The organism is Arthrobacter sp. W4I7 (assembly GCF_030816215.1).
GTDB lineage: Bacteria > Actinomycetota > Actinomycetes > Actinomycetales > Micrococcaceae > Arthrobacter > Arthrobacter siccitolerans_A.
On the sequence record NZ_JAUSXU010000001.1, the window covers coordinates 1407596 to 1429599 of the forward strand.

Genomic DNA, 22004 nt, shown 5'->3' on the forward strand with positions numbered 1-22004 from the left:
GTTTGATGTTGTTTGTCGTAACTAGTCTCAGTTTGCTCTGCTCTCTCTTTCTTTGTCCAGACGTTGGAGAGAAAAAGTCGGGTGCGTTGACCCGGCGGTAATCGCGCTTTACGCTGGCCGGATGCGCTGGGATGCACTCTTCAATGACCTGGAAAGCCAATTCACCGAGGCGGACCGGCTGGCCGTGGACGCGGAGATTAACGAGCGAGCGAGGGCGGAGTTGGTCGGCCTGGAGCTCGCGGACCGGCTGCGCGGGGTGTTGGGCTGCCGGCTGACCGTCTACCTGGCGTCGGGCGAGTCGTTTGCAGGCGCACTGATGCATGCCGGCGGAGATGCGCTGGTCCTGGACGAGGAACAGCACCAAATCCTTATTCCTTATGCAGCCGCAACACGTTACGTGGGACTGGGCAGGATCTCGGTCACGGAAACGTCCTCAGTCCGCAAGCGTTTGGGGCTCAACCACGCCTTGCGCGGCATGGCCAGGGACCGGGCGGAACTCACGGTACTGGTGGGAAACGCTTCGGGGTCTGTGCGGTTGGCCGGGGTGATTGACCGTGTTGGGAAGGACTACCTTGACCTCGCAGTCCTCAATTCCGGTGAGGTGCGGCGCAGCCATCAAGTCGGCCAGGTTGCCACCATTCCATTCACTGCGCTGGCAGCCATCCGGTCGCTCCGGACAGCCAGGTGAGGTTCAGGAAGCTGCCAGTTCGGGCGGGAAGCGGGCGTAAGGAGGAGTCAGACAGACTTCGACTTGGACTGCTGGATCATCCGGCTGGCCTCGGCATAGCGTTCCTCGATGTACTGCTCAAGCATCTTTTCCTCGACCCGCCACTGGCCGCGCCCACCCACCTGAATGGCCTTGAGCTCGCCGCTCCGCACCAGGGCGTAGGCAGCCGGGGAATTGATCTGGAGCTGTTCCGCGACGTCTGCAAGCGTAAGAAACCTGGGCATGCAACCATTTTGCCACCGCTGGATGCACTTTGCTGGCGTTATCCACAATTTGATCTTGTTTGTATTTTTGGCTTTTGTTCCAAGGCCCCTGCCGCAACAATGGGGAGTCGGGGCACAACGTGTTACCCGGTGCACATTGGGGGGAGAAAAGGTAATGGTTCCTGAGTCATCTGCCACGGCGGCCAGGTTGAAACAACCTTCCTGGAAGGATCCCCGCCTGCTGGTAGGTGTCCTCCTGGTGCTGGCCTCAGTGGCGGGTGTCGTTTTCCTGGTGGGCAGCGCGGACCGGACCACAGAGGTCTATGCTGCCCGGGACGGCATCGCGGTGGGCGAAAAACTCACTTCAGAGAACGTAATCCGCGCCAAGGTCAGGCTGGGTGAGACCGAGTCCCAGTACATTACCGCCGAGTCGGGGTTGCCGGAAGGCGTTGTTGCCGTGCAAAGGATCGGCAAGGACCAACTCGTTCCGCGGGCCAGCCTCGGCTCAGTGGACGAACTTGACCGCAAGCCCGTTGCCCTGAACATTGAAGAGGCGCTGCCGGCCCAGGCGGTTCCCGGCGCCAGGGTAGACGTCTGGGTGGCCCAGCCCGACGCCCGGAATGGATTCAGTGAACCGAAACTCCTTCTCCCCGGTGCTGAGATAGCGGAGGTCGCTGAAGGGACCACTGCCCTCGGGTCGTCCCGGACCACCGTCCTGATGGTGCTCGTCGAAGACACCCGGATGCCCGCCCTGCTCGGCGCACAGGCCAACGAAGCGAAAATTTCCGTGGTCTGGAATCCAGGGGGCGGAACCCGATGAGCATTCCCGTCGTCACCGTCGGCCAGAGCCGCGAGGACCTGGTCGGCGGGCTCGAACGCCTGCATGGACCAGTGACAGTGGTGCGGAGATGCGCGGAACTCACAGAACTGCTGGCAGCGTGCCAAAGCGGTCTTGCGCGGGCGGCGGTGGTAGCCGATGGATCCCAGGATCTCACCGCCTCCCTCGTTGACCGGCTGGGCGCGGTGGGCGTGGCCGTGATCGCCCTGACCGACTCCGTTGAGGAAGCTGCGAGACTGCGTGGGATAGGAGTGGCCTCAGCTTTGACGGGGGTGGAATCCGCGGTGCTGTCGGACAGGATTGCCGAGGCGGTGGCCCTCCTTACCGGGGGCGGACCGCGGGGAGCGCACCGCAGCTCCCCGGCCGATCCCGGCGCGGCCCTCGCCACCGTTGAAGCGGATACCGGGACGAGCCCCGACGAGCCTGGGCCCGGGCAAATCGTCGCAGTTTGGGGGCCAGCGGGATCGCCGGGCCGGACAATCCTTGCAGCCAATATCGCCGGTGAGTTGACCGCTGAAGGAAAGACGGTCCTCCTCGTCGATGCCGACAGCTACGGGGCGAGCATCGCCGCGGTGCTGGGCCTCATGGACGAATCCGCTGGCCTCGCCCAGGCCTGCAGGCTCGCCGACCAGGGCCTGCTGGATGCGAAGGCGTTGAAGAAAGTGGCCACTCCTGTTGCCACAAAACTGGGTTCCTTCCGGGTGCTTACCGGGATCACCCGGGCGGATCGCTGGACCGAACTGCGCGCATCGGCCTTGGCCTTGGTGCTTGAGCGTGCCAGGCAGATTGCCGAGGTTGTTGTGGTGGACACCGGCTTCTGCCTCGAAGCTGACGAGGAACTCAGTTTTGACACCATGGCTCCCCGGCGGAACGCGGCTACCCTGCGTTCGCTTGAGCTCGCGGACACCGTCTACGCCGTCGGCGCCGCGGATCCTGTAGGAGTACCGCGACTTGTACGCGGCCTCGCGGAGCTTGAGGCTGCGGTACCGCAGGCCGCACCCGTCGTCGTGATGAATAAGGTTCGCTCCTCATCCGTGGGCCGGGGTCCTGAGCGGCAACTGCGGGACGCCTGGGCGCGGTACGGTCCGGCTTCCGAGATCAAAGCCTTCCTGCCGGATGACGGAGCGGCGGCGGATGCGGCGCTGCTCGGAGGCTCACTGCTGCTCGAGGCCGCACCGGATTCTCCGCTTCGGCGGGCCATCGCCGAACTCGTTTGTGCACCCGCCCAGCAAAAATCGAAAACCTCTGTATTTTCTTCCACAGCACGGCGGAAACTAAAAGACTAGGCTCGCCGTAAGAGCTGCGACGATGCAGCCAAGACTTGTGATGGAGGCGTTTGTCGATGTCGTCTGGATCCAGCGTGGAGGATCAGCCCCTTTCCATTGAAGGCCATGAAGGCTTTCTCGGGGACTACTATGAGCACCTGGCCGAAGAGGACGCCCGGGGCTACCCCGGGGATGTGCTGGCCGCCCGGGCGGAAAAGCACCGGGACCTTGCTTCCATCCGGAACCCCGGCCAGGCGAAGATCTCCATTGCTGATGAGGAAGACAGCAGCGTGGTCTTCGTTGTCACTGACGACATGCCCTTCCTCGTTGATTCCGTCAACGCAGAACTGGTCCGCCAGCACGCGGCCATCAAGCTGGTGGTCCACCCTCTGTTTGTTGCCGCCCGCAACAGGGAAACCGGCGCCCTGGTGAAGGTCAACAAGGTACCCTCCCATATCGGCATCTCCAGCGGCGATACTGCTGCCATGCCCAGCCTTTCCCACCTGATAGCGCAGGGCGAAAACGCCTCGCACATGGAGTCGTGGATCGCCGTCGAGATCAACCGCGTCTCGGACGAAGCCAAGGCCTCGCTCCTGGAAGGCCTGCAACGGGTGCTCAATGATGTCCGGGCTGCGGTTGAAGACTGGCCGAAGATGCGCCAGAAGGCGCTGGAGATCGCCGAGAACCTGGACAAGGTGGCCAACCCGGCGCAGATCGCGGAGCTGCGCCAGGCGAAGGACCTCCTGCACTGGCTCGACGACGGCAACTTCACTTTTCTCGGCTACCGCGAATACGACCTCGTCAACGTGGACGGGGAAGACGTCCTGGAACTGCGTGAAGACAGCGGCCTCGGACTGTTGCGCGCCGCCGCGGACTCACCGCACATCCAGCACCTGACTGACACCGGCAGGAAGAAAGCACGCGAAAAGCGTGCCCTTGTCATCACAAAGGCCAACTCGCGCTCCACCGTCCACCGCTCCGCTTACCTCGACTACATCGGCGTCAAGAGTTTCGACGCCGCAGGCAATGTTAACGGCGAGCAGCGCTTTATCGGCCTCTTCGCCACCAGCGCCTACACCGGCTCGGTCCGCAACATTCCTATCGTCCGGGAAAAAGTCGATGCCGTCCTGAACACCGCTGGCTTCCCGCCGGACTCCCACTCCGGCAAGGACCTCCTCGGCATCCTGGAAACCTACCCCCGGGATGAACTCTTCCAGATTGAGGTCCCGGATCTCGCCGCGACGGCCCTGGGCATCCAGAAACTGCAGGAGCGCCGGCGAACCCGGCTCTTCCTGCGGCCCGACATCTACGGCCGCTTTATGTCCGCTGTCGTCTACCTGCCCAGGGACAGGTACACCACCAATGTCCGGCTACGCATTGAGCAGGAACTGCGGGAAACCTTCCAAGCGGTATCCATTGACTACGAAGCGCGGATGACAGAGTCTGCCCTCGCCAGGCTCTTCTTCCGCATCCGCCTGCCCAAGGGCGCGGACGTCAGCCATGTCAACACCGAGGAACTGGAAAAGCGCCTGGTGCTTGCCGCCCGCTCCTGGAGCGAGGGCATCGCCGAGGTCCTGCGCGAAAGCGGGGAAGTATCCGGCGCCAAGGAGCTGGCAGCCATCTGGTCTGAAGCGTTCCCGGCGGGCTACCGGGTGGATTACGAAGTTGAGGACGCCCTCGAGGACATCGCCCGCTTCGAAAAATACGGTGCGGCCGCAGAACGGACGGCAGGTGCAAAGCAGGAACGCCCCGGCGTGCACGTCTACCTCCCGGAAGGGGCGGGGGCAACGCTGGAGGAGGATGCCCGGGTCAAGCTCTACATGCTGGAGCCGAAGAGCCTGAGCCAGATCCTTCCCTTCTTCCACAACCTTGGCCTGGAGGTGCTTGACGAGCGCCCCTTCGAGATCGAGACCGCGGACCGCCGCGACTTCTTCCTGTACGATCTCGGCCTGAAATACCCCGCCGGCGTGGATCCGCTGGCCACTAATGAGCTGCTTGCCGATTCCTTCGGTGCCGCGGTGACAGGCGCTGCAGAGTCCGACGCCTTTGACCGGCTGGTCCTGCGGGAGGGACTGCAGTGGCGGCAGATTACGGTGCTGCGCGCCTACGCCCGGTACATGCGCCAGATGGGCAACACCAACTCCTTCGGTTTTATGGCGGACACCCTGCTCGCGAACCCGGATGTGACAAGGGGCCTCAGTGCGCTTTTCGCCGCGCGCTTCGATCCTTCGCTGAGCGCAGACCAGCGGGTTGAGGCCCAAGCTTCTGTCCGTGAAGCACTGGAAGAGGCCATTGAAAAGGTGGCCACCCTGGACGCCGACCGGATCCTGCGGACCTTCCTTAACCTGATCGAATCCACGCTCCGGACCAACTTCTACCAGTACAAGCCGCACCTGAGCTTCAAACTGGATCCTGCCCGGATCAAGGGGCTGCCGTTCCCGCGCCCGATGTTCGAGATCTGGGTCTATGCCCCCAGGGTCGAGGGCGTCCACCTCCGGTTCGGCAAGGTGGCCCGCGGCGGCCTGCGCTGGTCCGACCGGCGTGAGGATTTCCGCACGGAAGTCCTTGGCCTGGTGAAGGCGCAGACGGTAAAGAACGCGGTCATCGTGCCCACCGGGGCCAAGGGCGGTTTCTTTGCCAAGCAGCTCCCGGATCCTGCCGTGGACCGGTCCGCCTGGATGGCTGAAGGCATCGAAAGCTACAAAACGTTCATCCGCGGCCTGCTCGACCTCACCGACAACCTGCTGACGGAGGGTGACGGCGAGCGGCTCGTGCCGCCGTCGGACGTTGTCAGGCACGACGACGACGATTCCTACCTCGTGGTGGCGGCCGACAAGGGAACCGCAACCTTCTCGGACATCGCGAACGGGCTGGCCGCAGAATACGGGTTCTGGCTGGGGGATGCCTTTGCCTCCGGCGGATCGGTGGGCTACGACCACAAGGCCATGGGCATCACCGCCCGCGGTGCCTGGGAATCAGTGAAGCGGCACTTCAGTGAGCTCGACCTGGACACGCAGACGCAGCCGTTCAGCGTGGTGGGTGTGGGGGATATGTCCGGCGACGTGTTCGGCAACGGCATGCTCCTTTCCCGCCACATCCGGCTGATCGCGGCGTTCGACCACCGCCACATCTTCCTCGACCCCAACCCGGACGAGGAGACCTCGTTCGTGGAACGGCAACGGTTGTTCGAACTGTCCAGGTCTTCGTGGGACGACTACAACAAATCCCTGATCAGTGAAGGCGGGGGCGTGTTCGCCCGCCAGGCCAAGTCGATTCCGGTGTCGGCCCAGGTGCGGGCGGCACTGGGACTTCCCGCGGACACCACGGAACTCAGCCCGCCGGAACTCCTGCGCGCGATCCTGCTGGCCCCCGCCGACCTGCTGTACAACGGCGGCATCGGAACCTACGTCAAGGCGAGCACCGAGACCAACGCCTCGGTGGGGGACAAGGCCAATGATCCGATCCGCGTTGACGGCAAAGACCTGCGCGTCAAGGTGGTCGGCGAAGGCGGAAACCTCGGCATGACGCAGCGGGGCCGCATTGAGGCGGCGCTGCAGGGGGTCATCCTCAACACCGACGCCATCGACAACTCTGCCGGCGTTGACTGCTCGGACCACGAGGTCAATATCAAGATCTTCGTGGACCGGATGGTGGCTGCCGGGAAGCTGTCCGCGGAAGAGCGGGCCGGTTTCCTGGCGTCGATGACCGACGAGGTGGGCCGCCTGGTCCTTGAGGACAACATCGACCAGAACATCCTGCTGCTGAACGACCGTACCCGCGTGGCCGAGTGGAGCCCGAGCTACGAACGGCTGATGGACTGGCTGGAGAAGAAAGCCGACCTGAACCGGGAGCTTGAGGCGCTGCCAACGACGGCGGAGCTGCAGGAGCGGCTGCAGCAGGGCCAGGGCCTGACCTCGCCGGAGCTGTCCGTGCTGGCCGCCTACGCCAAGATCGAGCTGGCCACCGCGCTGCGGGACAGCGACCTGGCAGACGATCCGTGGTTCCGGAAGACGCTGCGGGCCTACTTCCCGCAGCAGCTGCGGGACCGCTTTGACGCGGAGCTGGACACCCATCCGCTGCGCCGCGAAATCATCGCCACGGTGGTGGCCAACGACATGATCAACCTCGGCGGTATCACCTTCGCCTTCCGGACCATGGAAGAGACATCGGCCTCCGAAGTTGCTGTGGCGAAAGCGTTCGTTGCCCTCCGCGAAGTCTACGAGTTCGATGCCATGGTCGAGGAGCTCAACAGCCTGCCGGCGTCGTTCCCCACCGAGCACTGGAGTACCGTCCACCTGGACATCCGGCGGTTGCTTGACCGGGCCGTCCGGTGGTTGCTGGGGCAGGGAAGCGTGTCCCGTCCGATTGCCGACGTTGTGGAGGAATTCAAGCCCCTTGTGGACCCGATGCGTGCCCGCCTGCTGGACTACCTGCGCGGCGACGACCGGGACCGGGTTGCCGGGTGGCTTGAAAAGGCCCGCGAGTGGGATCTGCCCGAAGGGCTGGCACTGAGGTGGGCGGAGCTGTTCGAGAGCTTTGTCCTGCTGGACATCGCGAAGATCGCGCGGGTTCGCAAGAACCCGGTGGAGGAGATCGCAGCGGTCTACTACACCGTCTTCAACCGCTTCCACGCGGATTCACTCCTGGAACGGATCAGCAGCCTGCCGCGGCAGGACCGGTGGCAGGCGCTGGCCCGTGCGGCCTTGCGCGATGACCTGTACTCCACAGTTTCGGACATGACGACGGCGGTGCTGGACGCCACCGCTGCCGCCGATTCACCAGAGGCGCGGCTCAAGGACTGGGAAGCGCAGAACGCGGAGCAGTTGGGCCGGGCGAAGAGCATGTTCGATGAGGTGAATGCCCTCGAGGCCGACGATATGGCCTCACTGTCGGTAGCATTGAGGCTCTTGAGGTCAATCGTCCGACGCTAGCTGGTGCTGCGTCGCAAATGGAGGTGCAGTGGCAATCTTTACGGACCCTATCAGGGAACACGCTGATTTCGGCCCGGGCGATGCCGAATGGCTGCACCTCCTGGTGGGGGACTGGCAGATGGTCGCGGACCTGGCGTTCGCCGACCTGGCACTCTGGTTCCCCCACCCGGACCACGGGTATGTGGCGCTGGCGCATGTCAGGCCCTCCACCACGCACACCGTGTTCCACGGGGACTTCGTGGGGGACCCCATCCGCTCGGACCTCCAGCCGCTGGTGGACAAGGCGTGGGACAGCCGCTCCATTGAGCGCTCCAGCGAAACCAACTGGAGCAGCGACATGGCGCTTCGGGTGGAGGCCGTTCCCATGGTCCGGAACGGGCGTACCCTGGCCGTTGTCACCACGCATATGGACCTTTCGAGTTCGCGCATGCCTTCCCGGCTTGAGCTGACGTACCGGCAGTGTGCCTATGACCTGCTGCGGATGGGCACCCTGGGGCTGTGGCCGGACTTCGCCTCGCCTACCGGTTCACGCCGCGGCGCCCCCCGCGTGGGGGACGGGCTCATCAGGCTCGACGCCGAGGGCATAGTGCAGTACGCCAGCCCCAACGGCGTTTCCGCCTTCCGGCGCCTCGGTGACGGGGAATCGCTGGAGGGGCGCTCGTTGGCCGAGGTCACGGCAAGCCTGCTGAAAGACCGCCGGATGGTGGACGAAACGCTGCCCCTGGTGGTCACCGGCCGGATGCCGTGGCGCAGCGAGATCGAGTCCCGGGGTGTGAGCCTGTCACTCCGGGCCATCCCGTTGCGTGATGAGCAGCAGCGCTTCGGGGCGCTGGTCCTCTGCCGCGACGTGTCCGAACTCCGGCGGCGCGAGATGGAGCTCGTGACCAAGGATGCGACCATCCGCGAAATCCACCACCGGGTCAAGAACAACCTGCAGACCGTTGCCGCGCTGTTGCGGATGCAGTCCCGCCGGATGGTGAGCGACGAGGCGAAACAGGGGCTGGAGCAGGCGATGCGCCGGGTGGCGACCATTGCGCTGGTTCACGAAACCCTGTCGCAGGGCCTTACGCAGAGCGTCGATTTCGACGAGCTGATCGGCCGGCAGTTCCGGCTTTCGGCGGAAGTTGCTTCGCCATCGCAGCAGGTCCGGACCGAGCGTTCGGGCCTGTTCGGAGAGCTGCCGAGTGATTTCGCCACTCCGCTGGCGCTCGTCATCAATGAACTCGTCACCAACGCTGTGGAGCACGGCCTTGAGGGGCGGGCGGGAACTGTGTGGCTCCTGGCTGACCGCTCCGAAGGGGACGACGGCGAGGAGCTCACCGTGACCATTGCCGACGACGGTGTGGGCCTTCCCGAGACGCCCCACGTGGAGGGCCTCGGGCTGCAGATTGTCCGCACGCTGGTGACCAGCGAGCTTGGCGGGAGCATACAGTGGCTCCCGCGTGAAGGTGGCGGCACTGCCGTCCAGATCCGGCTGAGCCTGGCGGCCAGGTAGCAGGAGACAGCAAAAGGCCCTGGCGGCAAACCCTTGCGGGTTGCGGCCAGGGCCTTCGCTTTAAGTCTCTTCAGCGAGCCGTTCGGTGCCTTGCGGGATCAGGAGGCCCGGCGGGCGCGTGCTGCCCGGCGCTTCAGGGCGCGGCGCTCGTCTTCGCTCATGCCGCCCCATACGCCGGCATCCTGGCCCGACTCAAGAGCCCACTGCAGGCAGGTGTCCACGACCGGACACCGGCGGCAGACGCTTTTGGCCTCCTCGATCTGCAGGAGCGCCGGGCCTGTGTTTCCAACGGGGAAAAACAGTTCCGGGTCCTTTTCGAGGCACGCTGCGCGGTTACGCCAATCCATGCTGATCAGTTGCTCCATTTCTGGGAAGTGCCCTTTGTGAAATTATTCACTAGTAGCTACAAAGGAAAGGGGCCCGGCAGGGCCCCGTTGGTCATCTGAATCAAGCCTGTCATGTTAACGCTGTGTAAACAAGGGGTAATAAGGCTTGAAATCCCCGGAACGCTGAGCGATGCATCACAGTGGCGGTACTGGGCCTCACCACTGTCCGACTATGTCCGGTAGGGTGCCAGTGTGTCAAGACCTCCGGAAAACCCTGCCGACCCCCAAACTCCAGCGGGGGGGACAGGGCCGGAGCAGCCGGCTGGCGGGGCCCGTCCACCCGCTGTCCTCGTGGTGGCAGTGATCGTCGCCGCCGAGGCAACTGCACTGTTGGCCGCAGCCGCCTGGTACGGGTATCAACTTGTGTCAGGAAGTCCGGTTCTTTCGTTCTGGGGGGCCGTGTTCACGCTGGGACTGCTGCTGGCATTCTCGGCCTGGCTGTACGCCGTTTCACTTTTTCTCTACCGGGGATACCGGTGGACCCGGGCCGCCGCCCTGGTGGCGCAGCTGTTCGTCCTTACCATCGGCTTTCCTACTATGAGCGCAGGCCTCCCGCTGGCCGGGCTGGCGATGCTGGTCCCGGCCTTCACTGCCATTGTGCTTCTCTTCCAGAACAAGGTCATCAGGTTCGCCTCCCGTACGGGGAGTTCGACACCGGCCCTCTGACCGGCTCGGCGGCCAAGCCCACCTGGATACTTCGTGCCGAGCCTTGGGAGATCAGCACGCCTCTACCAGGTGGGGGGTTGGCCTCCACTTCGAACCTGATTCCAAAGAGGTCGCCATCCGGCAGTGAACGGGGTGCCAGCAGCACTCCGTTGCCCGACGCGCGGGACTTCATAACCAGCGGCACGCGCTGCAGGAGCAATGGGCTGTAACTGGCCGTTACCACCACTGCGGCTCCCAACGCATTTAATTCCGAGAGGTGCTGCAGGGTTTCGGCGGGGAGGAGATCGGCGTCATCCACCAGCGCCACGGTGCCTCGTTGCATCCCGCCAGCCGCTGCCGCCGCCAACTCTTGCTCCCAGAAGTCATCGGGGTCGCTTTCGCCCTCGGCACGGAGCCATGGCCCGCCTGCCGGATTCATCAACGGCAGCGCCTGCAGGAAGTTCGTTTTCCCTGAGCCGGGTCCGCCCAGGACTGTGAGCACGCCTCCGTCCGGAATCCTGACGGATGCCGGCTCGAGCTCGTCACCGCCAATGCCAAGCAGGAGCCGGTGTGCCTTGCTGCTGCTTGACGGGCTGGTGCCAGCCGCCGTTTTGGTCTCCCCTGGAGAGTCGAGGGGGCATGTCGCAGAGCTTGTTTCGGCCGAACTGATCCCGGCCGCCGGCACGAGCGCCGGAAGTTGCTCGACACGGAAGGGACGTTTTTCCGGGGCCTTTTCTCCATCGAAGCCGGGCTTCCAGAAGGTTTGGGGATCCGGATTGTAGAGCTGGCAAACGGCCGGGCCGCCGCCGGAGACTGGGCCGAAGGCTACGGCGCGTCCCTTGAGTTCGGGCGTTGCCGGCATGCGGGGCCAGGCTATCCGGCTGTCCGGATTGGAGCCGGTGGGGAAGTAGAGGCGGTTCGGAAGCGAAGCGAACGTGCGGGAACTGACAAGTTCCCTGTCGCCCGCGATCATCACCACGATGTCCGCCCGGCTGCCGTCGCGGACAAGGTCCTGGACGAGGTCTTCGGCCCAGGCCAAGGGCCCTGCCCGCAACGCGGATATCCACGATCCCCACCCGGAAATAGCGAGAATCAGTGGGGCCTCGCCCTTCCTGCCGCCCTGGCTGAGCCGCCGGGCCATTTCCTGTTTCAGGCGCTCCAGCACACGGACAGCCCTCCTCAACTCATGGGGCCCCACGTGCGCTCCGATGTGTCCCGAATTGGCCAGGCTAAGGAAAGTGCCGCCTGCGTCCAGCAGGTAACCGTGTGCCTCCACCGGGTTGAGAATCAATCCGGCGACAGCGAGTTCAAGGGCCTCGGGTGCGCCGGAAGACGGGCCGCCGACCAGTGCCAGATGGCTGTGCTGGCCGGGCTTCCAGACCAGGGGCGCGACTTCTTGCTGTTCAGGACGATCGATCAGGCCGAGTTCAGTGAACCACTCGGTGCCTCCGCCGCTGTCCGGCGGGGTCAGCGATGCCTTGCTGTGCGGGGCCTGCAGGGTCGAAGGCAGGGGAGCCGCCACCGGTCGGCGAGGCGCCTGTCCCTTCTGGTCGTGCCACAGGTGCTGAACCATCGCAACCCAGGGGCGGGCGGCCTGGGCAGGTGTCTGCTGCCTCGCCCTGTACTCCTTCCTGGCGCCGCCACTGCCTGCACGCCCGGCTCCCTGCGATGCCAGCCACTCGACGGCGGGGAGTACCGTAACAACGCCTGCTTGGCAGGATCCGTCAGGAGCCGTCCCGATTGATGCTGTCTGAAATTCCCGTGGCGCTTCGGTGCCCCGCGCCAGGAATGCCCGGCCGGGTGTGCCCACGCTGATGCCGGCTGCGGCCTTGGTGCTGATGATGTCGCTGGACTCCATGTCGGACTGCACCCTGAGGGCAATGCTGGAGGTGACATTGGCCCGGATGTCCGCCGTCACGGATCCCTGCGGCCGTTGAGTGGCCATGACCAGGTGGATTCCCAGCGAACGGCCGATCGCTGCGATACGCATCAGTTCGCGCAGTACCTCCGGTGCATCATCAACGAGCATCCTGAATTCATCGATGACGATGACCAGATGGGGGAGCGGGAAGCCGCGCGAAGCCGCAGTGGACCTGTAGGCAGCGAGATCGGGCACCTGTGCGGCCGCCAGTGCTTCCTCGCGCAGCCTGATCTCGGCCCTGAGTGAGGCCAGGGTCCGTTCGAGTTCGTAGGTGGACAGGTCGGTCAGCAGGCCGACGCAATGGACCAGTTCGGCCAAGGGGCCCAACCCGGACCCGCCCTTGAAATCAACAAAAAGGAAGTTCACCCGATCCGGGGGATGGGTGAGGGCCAAGGCCAGGGTGAGGGTGCGGAGCAGTTCTGACTTGCCGGATCCCGTGGTGCCAGCCACCAGCAGATGGGGGCCGTCCGCGTTGAGGTCAAGGCTGCGCGTTCCGGTTGTACCGACCCCGAGTGGAACTTTTAGTGCCCGTGTATTGGCGCTCGCATGCCATCGGGCAGCGATGCTGTCCGGAGAGAGCGGCAGCAGTTCCTGAAGCGAGCAGTAGGTGGGGACAGCCTTGGGTCCCGGGTCAGGCGGATCAGGTTGTCCTGCAAGCTTCCGGCAGAAATCATTGAAGACTGCTTCCGGGGCCAGATCCGGGACGAAATCAACGTCACCTGCCGGGCTCCTAAGGACGGAGGTCCGCTCGGAAAGCTGCACCTCCAAGGTGCAGTCACTTCCGCCGCCGGCCGGGAGGAACTGAAGGACCTGCCAACCAAGCCCTGCGGCCGTAGCCGCCGTGACGTCGTCGTCCTGTGCCTTGGAAGCTCCCAGTAAGATAAGGACACCCTGGTGCTGTTGTTTGGGCTCCACGACTTCGGCCAGAATCTGGCGTGCCTCGTCGTGGGAAGTGGTGAGTGTGGCGCCCCGCAGGTACCGCGCGCCCAGAGGAAGCCGACCGGACGCGCCCACCAGGAGGATGTGGGTGCCGCGGGCCCTGGGGTAGCCTGCGAGCTGCATCACGATGGAACGGACCAGGCCGTCAACCACGACACCTGGTCCGCGAAACGTTGTCTTGGGCACTCCCGGATCCAAAACTACGGGGACGATGCCCGCGGTGGGAAGACTAACAGGCGAGGAAGCTGGCTCAACCGTCACGTTCGCCGGTTGTGGAGCCTCGCCGAGCCGCAGCCAAACGCCGCCCCCTTCAGCGCACGATGCGGGGGCAACCTGCGTTTGGCCGCCCTGCTTCTTGCTGCTTTGCTGCTGACGACCGGCCAGAACCAGGCGTGCCAGCGATGGTCCCGCACCCCGTCGTCGTTTCCGGTCTTCTGCCACGGCGGCAGCAACAGCTTTGGCAAGGTCACGGCGCTGACTGCGTCCGGTGGCCAGGGGCACAAGGACGGATACCGCCGAGGCGGCCGAAAACGCGAGGAACATCCACATGCCCGTGACCACGGCAAGTCCTACCCCAATCAGCAACGGAAGGGCCGCCGTGAGGATGAGCATGGCACGGTTGCCTGTCTCCGCCCGGCCGGCGACGATGAGGGGCTGTTGCGCCGACATTCCGGCATTGGCGAGTGCATTTTCCGGCATGTCCATCAGCACCAGCGACATCGTTGTGTTCCCGCAGCGGATGACCGAGTCCGTGGAAATAGCGGCATTTCTTACCCTCTCGCCGTCGACGATAATTCCGTTGGCGCTGTCAACGTCGATGATCATGATGTCCGTTTCGGTGACATCGAGGCGAGCGTGTTCCCTGGAGAGTTCGGGGTCGGGGATCACTATGCGCGTGCCGCTCCGGCCTATGGTGTACGAGCCGCGGTGTAAAGGCACCACAGTGCCGGCGCCGACGCCGCTGTGGACTGCAAGGGCCAGGCGGGCACGGTCAGTGGGAACCCGCCGTCGGAGTTTTCTGGCTCCCGGATGGGAGGCCCCGTCCACCAGCACTGCCCCGTTAACTAGCGGCGCCGTACCAACACTGAGAGAGCCCAGATCCTTGCCGCAGGTTGAGACGGCTCCGGTCCCGAACCGACGCGTCAGTTGGATTTGGATGTCGGAGCCGGCGGCGCCTTCTGGAGCCTGGACGGTGAGTTCCAGGGGTGGCTCCTGCAATCCGGATCCCGTGCTGCGGACGAGGGTGCAATGGAATTTCATAGGTACAGATCCTCACGGCCTTTGAACTCACGCTACTCAGTGGCCCGGCCCGGTACCCGGATGGGTTTCCGTATGTGGAAATCCCCGGCGATGCTCGGTCAAGATCGCGACAAACAGGCCCCGGCGGCCCGCCGGGCGACAACTGCAGGACTCGAAAATTGTCCTTGCTGCGGCGTAAAGGCGGACCTTTTGGGTGGGCAGGGGCTGTGGCCCGATTAGACGTGCGCCGCGATGCCTCGGGTAGGCTAGAGCAGCAGACAATGCGCACCATTGCGCTGCCCGCATTCAAACCAGGAGATTTTGTGACCGCTGACCTTGTCATCGTAGGGTCCGGCTTTTTTGGCCTGACAATCGCAGAACAGGCCGCTACTGAGCTCGGCTTGAAGGTGGTTGTCATCGACCGCCGCCACCACATCGGGGGCAATGCCTACAGCGAAAAGGAAGAGCAGACCGGTATTGAGATCCACCGGTACGGCGCCCACCTTTTCCACACATCCAACGAGCGGGTGTGGGAGTACGTCAACAGGTTCACCACCTTCACCAACTACGTGCACAAGGTCTACGGTGTGCACAAGGGCGAGGTTTATTCCCTGCCGATCAACCTGGCGACCATCAACCAGTTCTTCCGCGCCAACCTCACGCCCGGCGAGGCGAGGGACCTCATCCAGGAGCAGGCGGGCGAACTCGCAGGAACTGATCCCCAGAACCTCAATGACAAGGGCATCCAGCTGATCGGCCGCCCCCTGTACGAGGCATTCATCAAGCACTACACCGGCAAGCAGTGGCAGACGGACCCTAAGGACCTGCCCGCCGGCATCATCTCGCGGCTTCCCGTGCGCTACAACTACGACAACCGCTACTTCAATGACAAGTACGAAGGCCTGCCCACCAACGGCTACACGGCCTGGATCGAAAAGATGGCAGAGCACCCCAACATCGAGGTGCGGCTGAACACTGACTTCTTCGACGAGTCGCATGAATACAGCAAGAACAAGGTTGTCGGAAATATCCCGGTGGTCTACACGGGACCGGTGGACCGGTACTTCGACTACGCCGAGGGTGACCTTTCTTGGCGAACGATTGACTTCGAAGAAGAAATCCTCAGCGTGGGTGACTTCCAAGGCACGTCAGTGGTCAACTACAATGACGCCGAAGTGCCCTACACCCGCGTCATAGAGCCGCGCCACTTCCACCCGGAGCGCGAGTACCAGACGGAAAAGACCGTCATTATGCGTGAGTTTTCGCGTTTCGCCGAGAAAGGTGACGAGCCCTATTACCCGGTCAATGCGACGGCGGACCGGGAACGGCTGCTCAAATACCGTGACCTCGCGGCGGCGGAGAACGACGTCCTGTTCGGTGGCCGGCTGGGAACCTACAAATACCTGGACATGCACATGGCTATCGGCTCGGCCCTCAGTATGTTCGACAACAAGATCCGGCCGCACTTCGAAAGCGGCGTAAAGCTGGAAAGCGGAGGCGTGGACGCATGAGTGTCTCAACTGCAAGCAAGAAAAAGGCCACCGCTGCGGTGACGGATAAGCCGTCCGGCGAATGGGGCACCCTACAGCGGGTGATATTGCCCGGTGTCAGCCAGATGGACACCGTGCCACTGTACATGGACATGGGGACGGCTACGGGTATCCAGCTGCCTACTGTCAGCGACCGGGACGCCAATGCCTCCAGGGGCCGAACCATCAGCAGCCCGACAAAGGAAGCGCACGTGGAGGACTTCCTGTCACGGCATTCCACGTCTGTCCGTTCAGGCGAACGGGTTTCATTCGGCAGCTACTTCAATGCTTTCCCTGCAAGCTACTGGCGCCGCTGGACTACGGTGGACAAGATTCGCCTGCATGTGCGGACTCAGGGCGCGGGTTCTGTAATCGTCTACAAATCGAACGCTCGGGGATCGCTGCAGCGTGTTGACACACGGCGTGTTGAAGGTAAAGCGGAAAACTTCTTTGAACTCTCGCTGGCTCCCTTTGGGGACGGTGGCTGGTACTGGTTTGACCTCGTGGCCGGATCAGAACCCCTGGTCATGCTCGACGCCGAGTGGCAGGGCCCCGCAGCGGAGAAAACCCCCGGGTGTGTCACACTCCAGATCACGACCCTCAACAAAACGGACTTTTGCCTGAACAACCTCCGACTGCTCGCGGAAAGCGAGGAGGCGCTCGCTCACGTGCAGGAAATCCTTATCGTGGACCAGGGCACGCAAAAACTTTCGGAAGCTCACGGATTCGAGGATGTCAAGAATTCACTGAACGGCAAGCTGCGCATCATCAACCAGTCCAACCTGGGCGGTTCGGGTGGATTTGCGAGGGGTATGTTTGAAGCCGTCGAAAACGGCAGTGACTACGTGTTGCTCATGGACGACGACATCGTCGTTGAGCCGGAAAGCATCATTCGCCTCCTTACCTTCGCGGACCGCTGCAAAACCCCCACCCTCGTGGGTGGGCATATGTTCGATTTATATAACCGGACTGTCCTGCATACCTTCGGCGAGGTTGTGAACCCATACAGGTTCCAGCCGTCCCTCCCCAGCGAGGACATGGTTCTTGGACACGACTTCCTGTCCTCCAACCTTCGTCAAACCCCGTGGCTGCACCGGCGTTGCGACGTCGATTACAACGGTTGGTGGATGTGCCTCATCCCTACCCGGGTAATCCGGGAGATTGGGCTCTCACTCCCGCTGTTCATCAAATGGGACGATTCCGAGTACGGCTTGCGGGCCAAGGCTGCCGGTTATCCAACTGTGTCGCTGCCTGGCTCGGCTGTGTGGCACGTTTCCTGGATCGACAAGGACGACCTCGTCGGTTGGCAGGCGTACTTCCACGCCCGCAACAGGCTGGTGGCTGCCCTCCTTCACAGTCCCTACGAGTTCGGCGGCAGGGTTATCAAGGAGTCGCAATACGCTGACGTCAAGCATCTCGTCTCAATGCAGTACGCCACCGCCCAGGGCCGGCAATGGGCCTTGGAGGATGTGTTGAAGGGTCCCGGTGCACTGCCCCGGCTCCTGTCAGCAAAGCTGCCCCAGATCCGCGAGATGATGTCCGCGCACTCGGATGCGGTCTTCCGTCCTGACCCCGAGGACTTCCCTGCACCCAAGATGGACAAGCCACCCCGGCGAGGGCACGGTCCATCGCAGCCTGGAAAGCTGACTCTGCTGCCTTGGGCGGCCAAGACGGTCGTCCGGCAGTTGGCGAGCCCCGTCAAGGGCGCCAGCGCGGAGCGGCCGCAGACAACCATTGCGCACCAGGACAACCGCTGGTGGCGCATGGCACAGTATGACAGCGCTGTGGTCTCCAACGCGGAAGGAACCGGCGCCTCCTGGTATCGGCGTGATCCCAAGCAGCTCAGGACAATGCTGGCCGAAAGCGCCCGTCTTCATGCCGCTTTGCTCAAGGATTGGCCAGCCCTCAGCAAGAAATACAAGTCCGCGCTGCAGGACCTTACTTCCATCGAATCCTGGAGGAAGACGTTCGAGCAACACACCCAGAACGAGATCAAGTGAGTGCAGTCGCATCCGGAGAGCTAACCACTCCCGGACTCGGTGGTGGCCTTCGGGACATCAGACAGTCAGGCTTCCTTCTAAAACTGCTAGTCCGTAAAGAGCTCAAAGTGCGCTACCGGGGCTCCGTGCTGGGCCTGCTCTGGTCGTACGTGAAGCCGGGCGTGCAGTTCATCGTCTTCTACGTGGCCTTGGGAGTCTTTCTCGGCCTGGAACGAAGCGCACGGAATCCGGAGGGGCTGGCAAATTATGCCGTCTACCTGTTTTCCGGCATAGTCCTCATCAACTTCTTCTCTGAGGCGCTGGGAAATGCGGCTAGGTCCATAGTCAACAACGGAAACCTCATCAAGAAGATTTATCTTCCGCGTGAGCTCTTCCCCGTGGCTTCAGTATGGGTGTCGGCTGTGCACTTCTTCCCGCAGCTGGTCGTGCTCGTCGCTGGGTGTGTTTTCTCCGGCTGGCATCCCAACGTCTTTCAGCTGCTCGCGGCGGTGGCCGGCTTTGCCATCGTTGCCCTCCTTGCAACGGGACTCGGTCTTTTGTTTGGCGCGGCGAACGTCTATTTTCGCGACTCCGAGAATCTGGTGGACATGCTCCTGATGGTTGCGACTTGGGCTTCTCCCGTGATGTACGCCTGGTCGATGGTGCAGGAGAAGCTGGGAAAGGGATGGTTTGCGGTCTATCAGGCGAACCCGATCACGATCGGTGTGGAACTGTTCCACTACGCGTTCTGGTTCCCGACGACAGACGGCACTGTAGCTATGCCCCCAAATCTCTTCAGTCTTTGGCTGCTTGTTGGTCTTGGCGTTGCCCTAGCCGTCCTCGTCTTGGGCCAATTCACCTTTCGGCGGCTTGAGGGCCGTTTCGCGCAGGAGCTCTAAGTGGTCAACGCAATAGAAGTTTCTGACATCAGTAAGCAGTTTGTTCTGCGCCACACCCGGTCCATCAAAGAAGCCGTCGTTTGGCTCGTGAAAGGACGCAAGGGAGACCTGTCCGAGAAGTTCCACGCTCTAAAGAACGTTTCGCTGAACATCGAGGCTGGGGAAACAGTGGCGCTTCTGGGCCTCAATGGTTCAGGCAAATCCACTCTGCTCAAGCACATTTCCGGAGTCATGCTTCCTGACACGGGGACGGTGCAGACGAGAGGCAGGGTCGCCGGGCTGATAGAGGTCGGAGCTGGTTTCCACCCGGACTTGTCCGGGCGGGACAATGTATTCCTCAACGGTGCCATCCTTGGAATGACCGAGCAGCAGATCAAGAACCGATTTGACGATATCGTCGAGTTTTCGGAGATCGGCCAGTTCATAGATACAGAGGTTAAGTTTTACTCCTCCGGAATGTACCTGCGGCTGGCCTTCTCAGTTGCTGTACACACCGACCCGGAGGTGTTTCTAATTGACGAGATCCTCGCCGTTGGAGATGAGCCCTTCCAGCGGAAATGCATTGATAAAATCCAAGAACTCGCGCGTGACGGCAAGACGCTCGTTGTTGTGAGTCACGATTTGGATCTTGTCTCTCGCATATGCGCGCGCGGGATCCTGCTGGAACATGGTGAAGTTGTGATGGACGGAGAAGTCCAAACTGTCGTGTCGGAACTGAGGCGGCGGTCTGCTCAAGCTGATCTTGGGGAAAATCGGTGAAACACTCGAATTTGCGTAGTGACCTGATGTGGTTGGCTGTGACTGTTTTCGCGGCCTTCGCAGGTTCCTTGATTCCGCTCCTGAGCAATAGCAGATTCTACTACTACGATGACACCCAAGCTGGCGCCTTTGGGATTTGGTTCGAAATTGGAACGAAGCTCCGGGCGGGAGAATGGCCTTTATTCAGCGACAGCGCATGGGGTGCGGGTAACTATGCCGCCGAGGGGCAGTGGGGGATCTGGAATCCGCTGGTTCTTCTCATCGGCTGGTTGGCCAGTAATGCGTCCAACATTGTCGTCTTTTCGACGATTTTGAAGATCATATGCCTTTGTACACTCGCTGCCGGCACGTTCCTGCTCGCTAGGAGCTACAAGGCCACGCCTGAGTGGGCAGCCATAACCGGTGTGGCTCTAACCCTCACCGGGTTCACCGTTTACATGGACGCCGCTTCCTGGGTAACAGGACTCATGGTGTTCTGTCTGTTGCCCTTCACTTGGTACGGGCTGCGCCGGATGGCTTTTGAGAAGGCAAGTCCCCTTATAGCGCTGGTCCCGGCCTATCTACTGATAACCATCGGTTATGTACACGGGACTCTCATGCTGATCGTCGTCTTCGTCGGTCTGATTCTAGAAGCGTTGCTGCGTGGGGTGCGGAAGGCCGCTGCGCAGCTGTTCCTCGGAGGCTTCGTCTGTGCGCTTATTGCCATGGCTGTTTATCTCCCGGGCGTCCTAACGGCTCCCGTCACCGCACGTTCCGGCGGCATCGTTAACAACGGATTCCTGACGCCGGACCTCACCGGACTTTTCACAGCCTGGGTGCCGGGCAGCCTCCCGCAGCTCAGTGGTTGGTGGGGTCTGTTCGCAAATGTGCCGCTGCTGTACATAGCGTGGTTCCTTCCAGTACTGGCAGTGGTGGACTATCGGAAGGTGAGAGAAGCTGGTAGAGAGCTGACAGCACTCTGGGTTGTAGGGCTAGTGTCCTTGGCTTTGACCCTGGCGCCGAGCGACCTGGGTCCCCTGCGTTTCCCAGTTCGGCTAATGCCGTACGTGTCCTTGGCTTTACTGCTGGCACTCGCTGTGACCGTCTCACGCTTCAGAATCCCCGTTTTGAACGGAGGACGTATCATCGCCACTGCTGCCATTGTAGTTTCTGGGCTCTATCTGGCCTGGAGTCAGTATCCGACCATTCGTTCCGCAACACTTTTCGGGTTGCTGGCGGGAGTGGGCATCGCAGGTCTTCTCTATGTTCTCTATTTCCGCCGTAACAGGCCGCGGCTCAAAGCGCACGTATTGGTGGCGGCAGGCGTGCTTCTCGTTAGTATAGTGATCGCGGCTGGACAGCACATGGCCTTCAACGCAGCTCCGCTGCCGGACTATAGGATGCCAGATACTCCGGACAGCTACTCGCGTCAGCTTCCCGAAGCCCAGGGCGGCACCTTCATCGTGGGCGATCCCACGGGGCTCGGCCCGGAAGTCTGGAATGAAACACTGGCGTCCAACGCCTGGTATCTGAATTCGGCGGAAGTTCAGAACCTTTATTCGCCAATCATGTTCGCCAAATATGCTGAAGACCTATGCATAGCAAGCCATGGATGGTCGTGTGGAGCGGCCGCCGGGAAGCTCTTTGAGAGGGACCCCACGACCGGCAAGGTTCTCGCCGATCTCCTGTCAATTGACACCGTCCAGATTCTTCGTGATCCCGACCCGCTGGACAACAAAGCCCTAAACGGTCGTCCGCCGAGCGGCTGGCACCAAGCGAGCAAATCCGCAAATTCGGTCGTGTGGGTCCGAGATCAACCGCAACTGAACACCGGTCAGCTGGTCTGGACTTCGGAGGGAATGCTCCTCTCCCTTGTTTCGGAAAACAATCAGGAGGTTGTCTTCCGTGTGGAGCGGATGGGAGATGCTCCAGGACAGGCTGTCCTCAGCCGGCTGGCGTGGCCGGGATACGAGGCCCAAGGGGCCGTCGTCGCGGCGCCGCTGCGGGAATACCTGCTGAAAGTAGACATCCCCGCCGGGTCCGTTGGGAAGACGGTAACCCTGCGGTTCGAACCGCCAGCATGGCCGGTAGTTGTTGGCTGCATCATTCTGGCTATCGGAATCTCAGTGTGGTGGAGTGCCGGGGAACAGCTCCGGCGTCGGCGACGGCGCAAGAAACCGGAATCAGCGCCTGGGGATGAGCCGCTGACAATGGTCCCCGAAAACACCACCCGCCTCAAACAGCTTCTGCGCCCACCGGGCTAACCCTGG

The 22004-nt window shown here is 62.6% G+C and carries 14 protein-coding genes; 11 read left to right on the forward strand and 3 right to left on the reverse strand.

Going from position 1 to position 22004, the window contains the following annotated elements:
* The first annotated feature begins 121 nt into the window (after positions 1-121).
* Positions 122-688: a hypothetical protein gene (locus QF047_RS06500; protein ID WP_307274979.1), complete on the forward strand. Its 567-nt coding sequence runs from the start codon at positions 122-124 to the stop codon at positions 686-688.
* A 47-nt stretch (positions 689-735) separates the two neighbouring features.
* Here the strand turns inward: QF047_RS06500 and QF047_RS06505 are convergent, their stop codons facing one another.
* Positions 736-951, reverse strand: a complete 216-nt coding sequence (locus tag QF047_RS06505; RefSeq protein WP_306634455.1) for a helix-turn-helix domain-containing protein — start codon at positions 949-951, stop codon at positions 736-738.
* Positions 952-1105: 154 nt separating this feature from the next.
* Between QF047_RS06505 and QF047_RS06510 the strand changes: the two genes are divergently transcribed.
* The 4 genes from QF047_RS06510 to QF047_RS06525 are packed head-to-tail and all read left to right on the forward strand — an operon-like array spanning position 1106 to position 9459.
* A complete protein-coding gene (locus QF047_RS06510) occupies positions 1106-1750 on the forward strand; it encodes a hypothetical protein (RefSeq protein WP_306634453.1) in 645 nt (214 codons plus the stop codon).
* Complete coding sequence (locus tag QF047_RS06515; protein ID WP_307274983.1) at positions 1747-3054, forward strand: chromosome partitioning protein; 1308 nt, start codon at positions 1747-1749, stop codon at positions 3052-3054. Before QF047_RS06510 ends, QF047_RS06515 begins: the two co-directional genes overlap by 4 nt.
* A gap of 56 nt (positions 3055-3110) precedes the next feature.
* Entirely contained in the window at positions 3111-7964 is a 4854-nt protein-coding gene (locus QF047_RS06520; protein ID WP_307274985.1) for an NAD-glutamate dehydrogenase, read from the forward strand.
* A gap of 28 nt (positions 7965-7992) precedes the next feature.
* Positions 7993-9459 carry a sensor histidine kinase gene (locus QF047_RS06525; RefSeq protein ID WP_306634445.1) on the forward strand — a complete coding sequence of 489 codons (1467 nt, stop codon included), beginning with the start codon at positions 7993-7995 and terminating at the stop codon, positions 9457-9459.
* Between the two features lie 98 nt (positions 9460-9557).
* Here the strand turns inward: QF047_RS06525 and QF047_RS06530 are convergent, their stop codons facing one another.
* On the reverse strand, positions 9558-9806 hold the full coding sequence (locus QF047_RS06530) for a WhiB family transcriptional regulator (RefSeq protein WP_015937605.1): 249 nt from the start codon (positions 9804-9806) through the stop codon (positions 9558-9560).
* A 330-nt stretch (positions 9807-10136) separates the two neighbouring features.
* Between QF047_RS06530 and QF047_RS06535 the strand changes: the two genes are divergently transcribed.
* The gene (locus QF047_RS06535; RefSeq protein WP_306639111.1) at positions 10137-10511 is read left to right on the forward strand and encodes a hypothetical protein; all 375 of its coding nucleotides are present in this window, start codon (positions 10137-10139) and stop codon (positions 10509-10511) included.
* On the opposite strand, the gene QF047_RS06540 is transcribed toward QF047_RS06535, so the two are convergent.
* Positions 10468-14610 (reverse strand): FtsK/SpoIIIE domain-containing protein, encoded by a 4143-nt coding sequence (locus QF047_RS06540; protein WP_307274988.1) that lies wholly within the window; start codon positions 14608-14610, stop codon positions 10468-10470. The genes QF047_RS06535 and QF047_RS06540 overlap by 44 nt on opposite strands.
* A gap of 302 nt (positions 14611-14912) precedes the next feature.
* Here QF047_RS06540 and glf point away from each other — a divergent pair, with 302 nt between their 5' ends.
* From glf to QF047_RS06565, 5 genes are read left to right on the forward strand one after another with little or no spacing between them, the layout of a single operon-like run.
* Positions 14913-16100, forward strand: a complete 1188-nt coding sequence (gene glf / locus QF047_RS06545) for a UDP-galactopyranose mutase (RefSeq protein ID WP_306634441.1) — start codon at positions 14913-14915, stop codon at positions 16098-16100.
* Positions 16097-18118 carry a glycosyltransferase gene (locus QF047_RS06550; RefSeq protein ID WP_307274991.1) on the forward strand — a complete coding sequence of 674 codons (2022 nt, stop codon included), beginning with the start codon at positions 16097-16099 and terminating at the stop codon, positions 18116-18118. Before glf ends, QF047_RS06550 begins: the two co-directional genes overlap by 4 nt.
* Positions 18115-18996 carry an ABC transporter permease gene (locus tag QF047_RS06555; RefSeq protein ID WP_307274993.1) on the forward strand — a complete coding sequence of 294 codons (882 nt, stop codon included), beginning with the start codon at positions 18115-18117 and terminating at the stop codon, positions 18994-18996. The genes QF047_RS06550 and QF047_RS06555 overlap by 4 nt, the downstream gene beginning before the upstream one ends.
* A complete protein-coding gene (locus tag QF047_RS06560) occupies positions 18997-19755 on the forward strand; it encodes an ABC transporter ATP-binding protein (protein WP_307274994.1) in 759 nt (252 codons plus the stop codon). It begins immediately after the preceding gene.
* A complete protein-coding gene (locus tag QF047_RS06565; protein WP_307274995.1) occupies positions 19752-21998 on the forward strand; it encodes a hypothetical protein in 2247 nt (748 codons plus the stop codon). Before QF047_RS06560 ends, QF047_RS06565 begins: the two co-directional genes overlap by 4 nt.
* Positions 21999-22004: the final 6 nt, after the last annotated feature.

Bases quoted from the DNA above. Each gene is read 5' to 3' on its own strand.
- QF047_RS06500 (WP_307274979.1), top strand. From the start codon at position 122: ATGCGCTGGGATGCACTCTTCAATGACCTGGAAAGCCAATTCACCGAG.
- QF047_RS06505 (WP_306634455.1), bottom strand. From the start codon at position 951: ATGCCCAGGTTTCTTACGCTTGCAGACGTCGCGGAACAGCTCCAGATC.
- QF047_RS06510 (WP_306634453.1), top strand. From the start codon at position 1,106: ATGGTTCCTGAGTCATCTGCCACGGCGGCCAGGTTGAAACAACCTTCC.
- QF047_RS06515 (WP_307274983.1), top strand. From the start codon at position 1,747: ATGAGCATTCCCGTCGTCACCGTCGGCCAGAGCCGCGAGGACCTGGTC.
- QF047_RS06520 (WP_307274985.1), top strand. From the start codon at position 3,111: ATGTCGTCTGGATCCAGCGTGGAGGATCAGCCCCTTTCCATTGAAGGC.
- QF047_RS06530 (WP_015937605.1), bottom strand. From the start codon at position 9,806: ATGGATTGGCGTAACCGCGCAGCGTGCCTCGAAAAGGACCCGGAACTG.
- QF047_RS06540 (WP_307274988.1), bottom strand. From the start codon at position 14,610: ATGAAATTCCATTGCACCCTCGTCCGCAGCACGGGATCCGGATTGCAG.
- QF047_RS06550 (WP_307274991.1), top strand. From the start codon at position 16,097: ATGAGTGTCTCAACTGCAAGCAAGAAAAAGGCCACCGCTGCGGTGACG.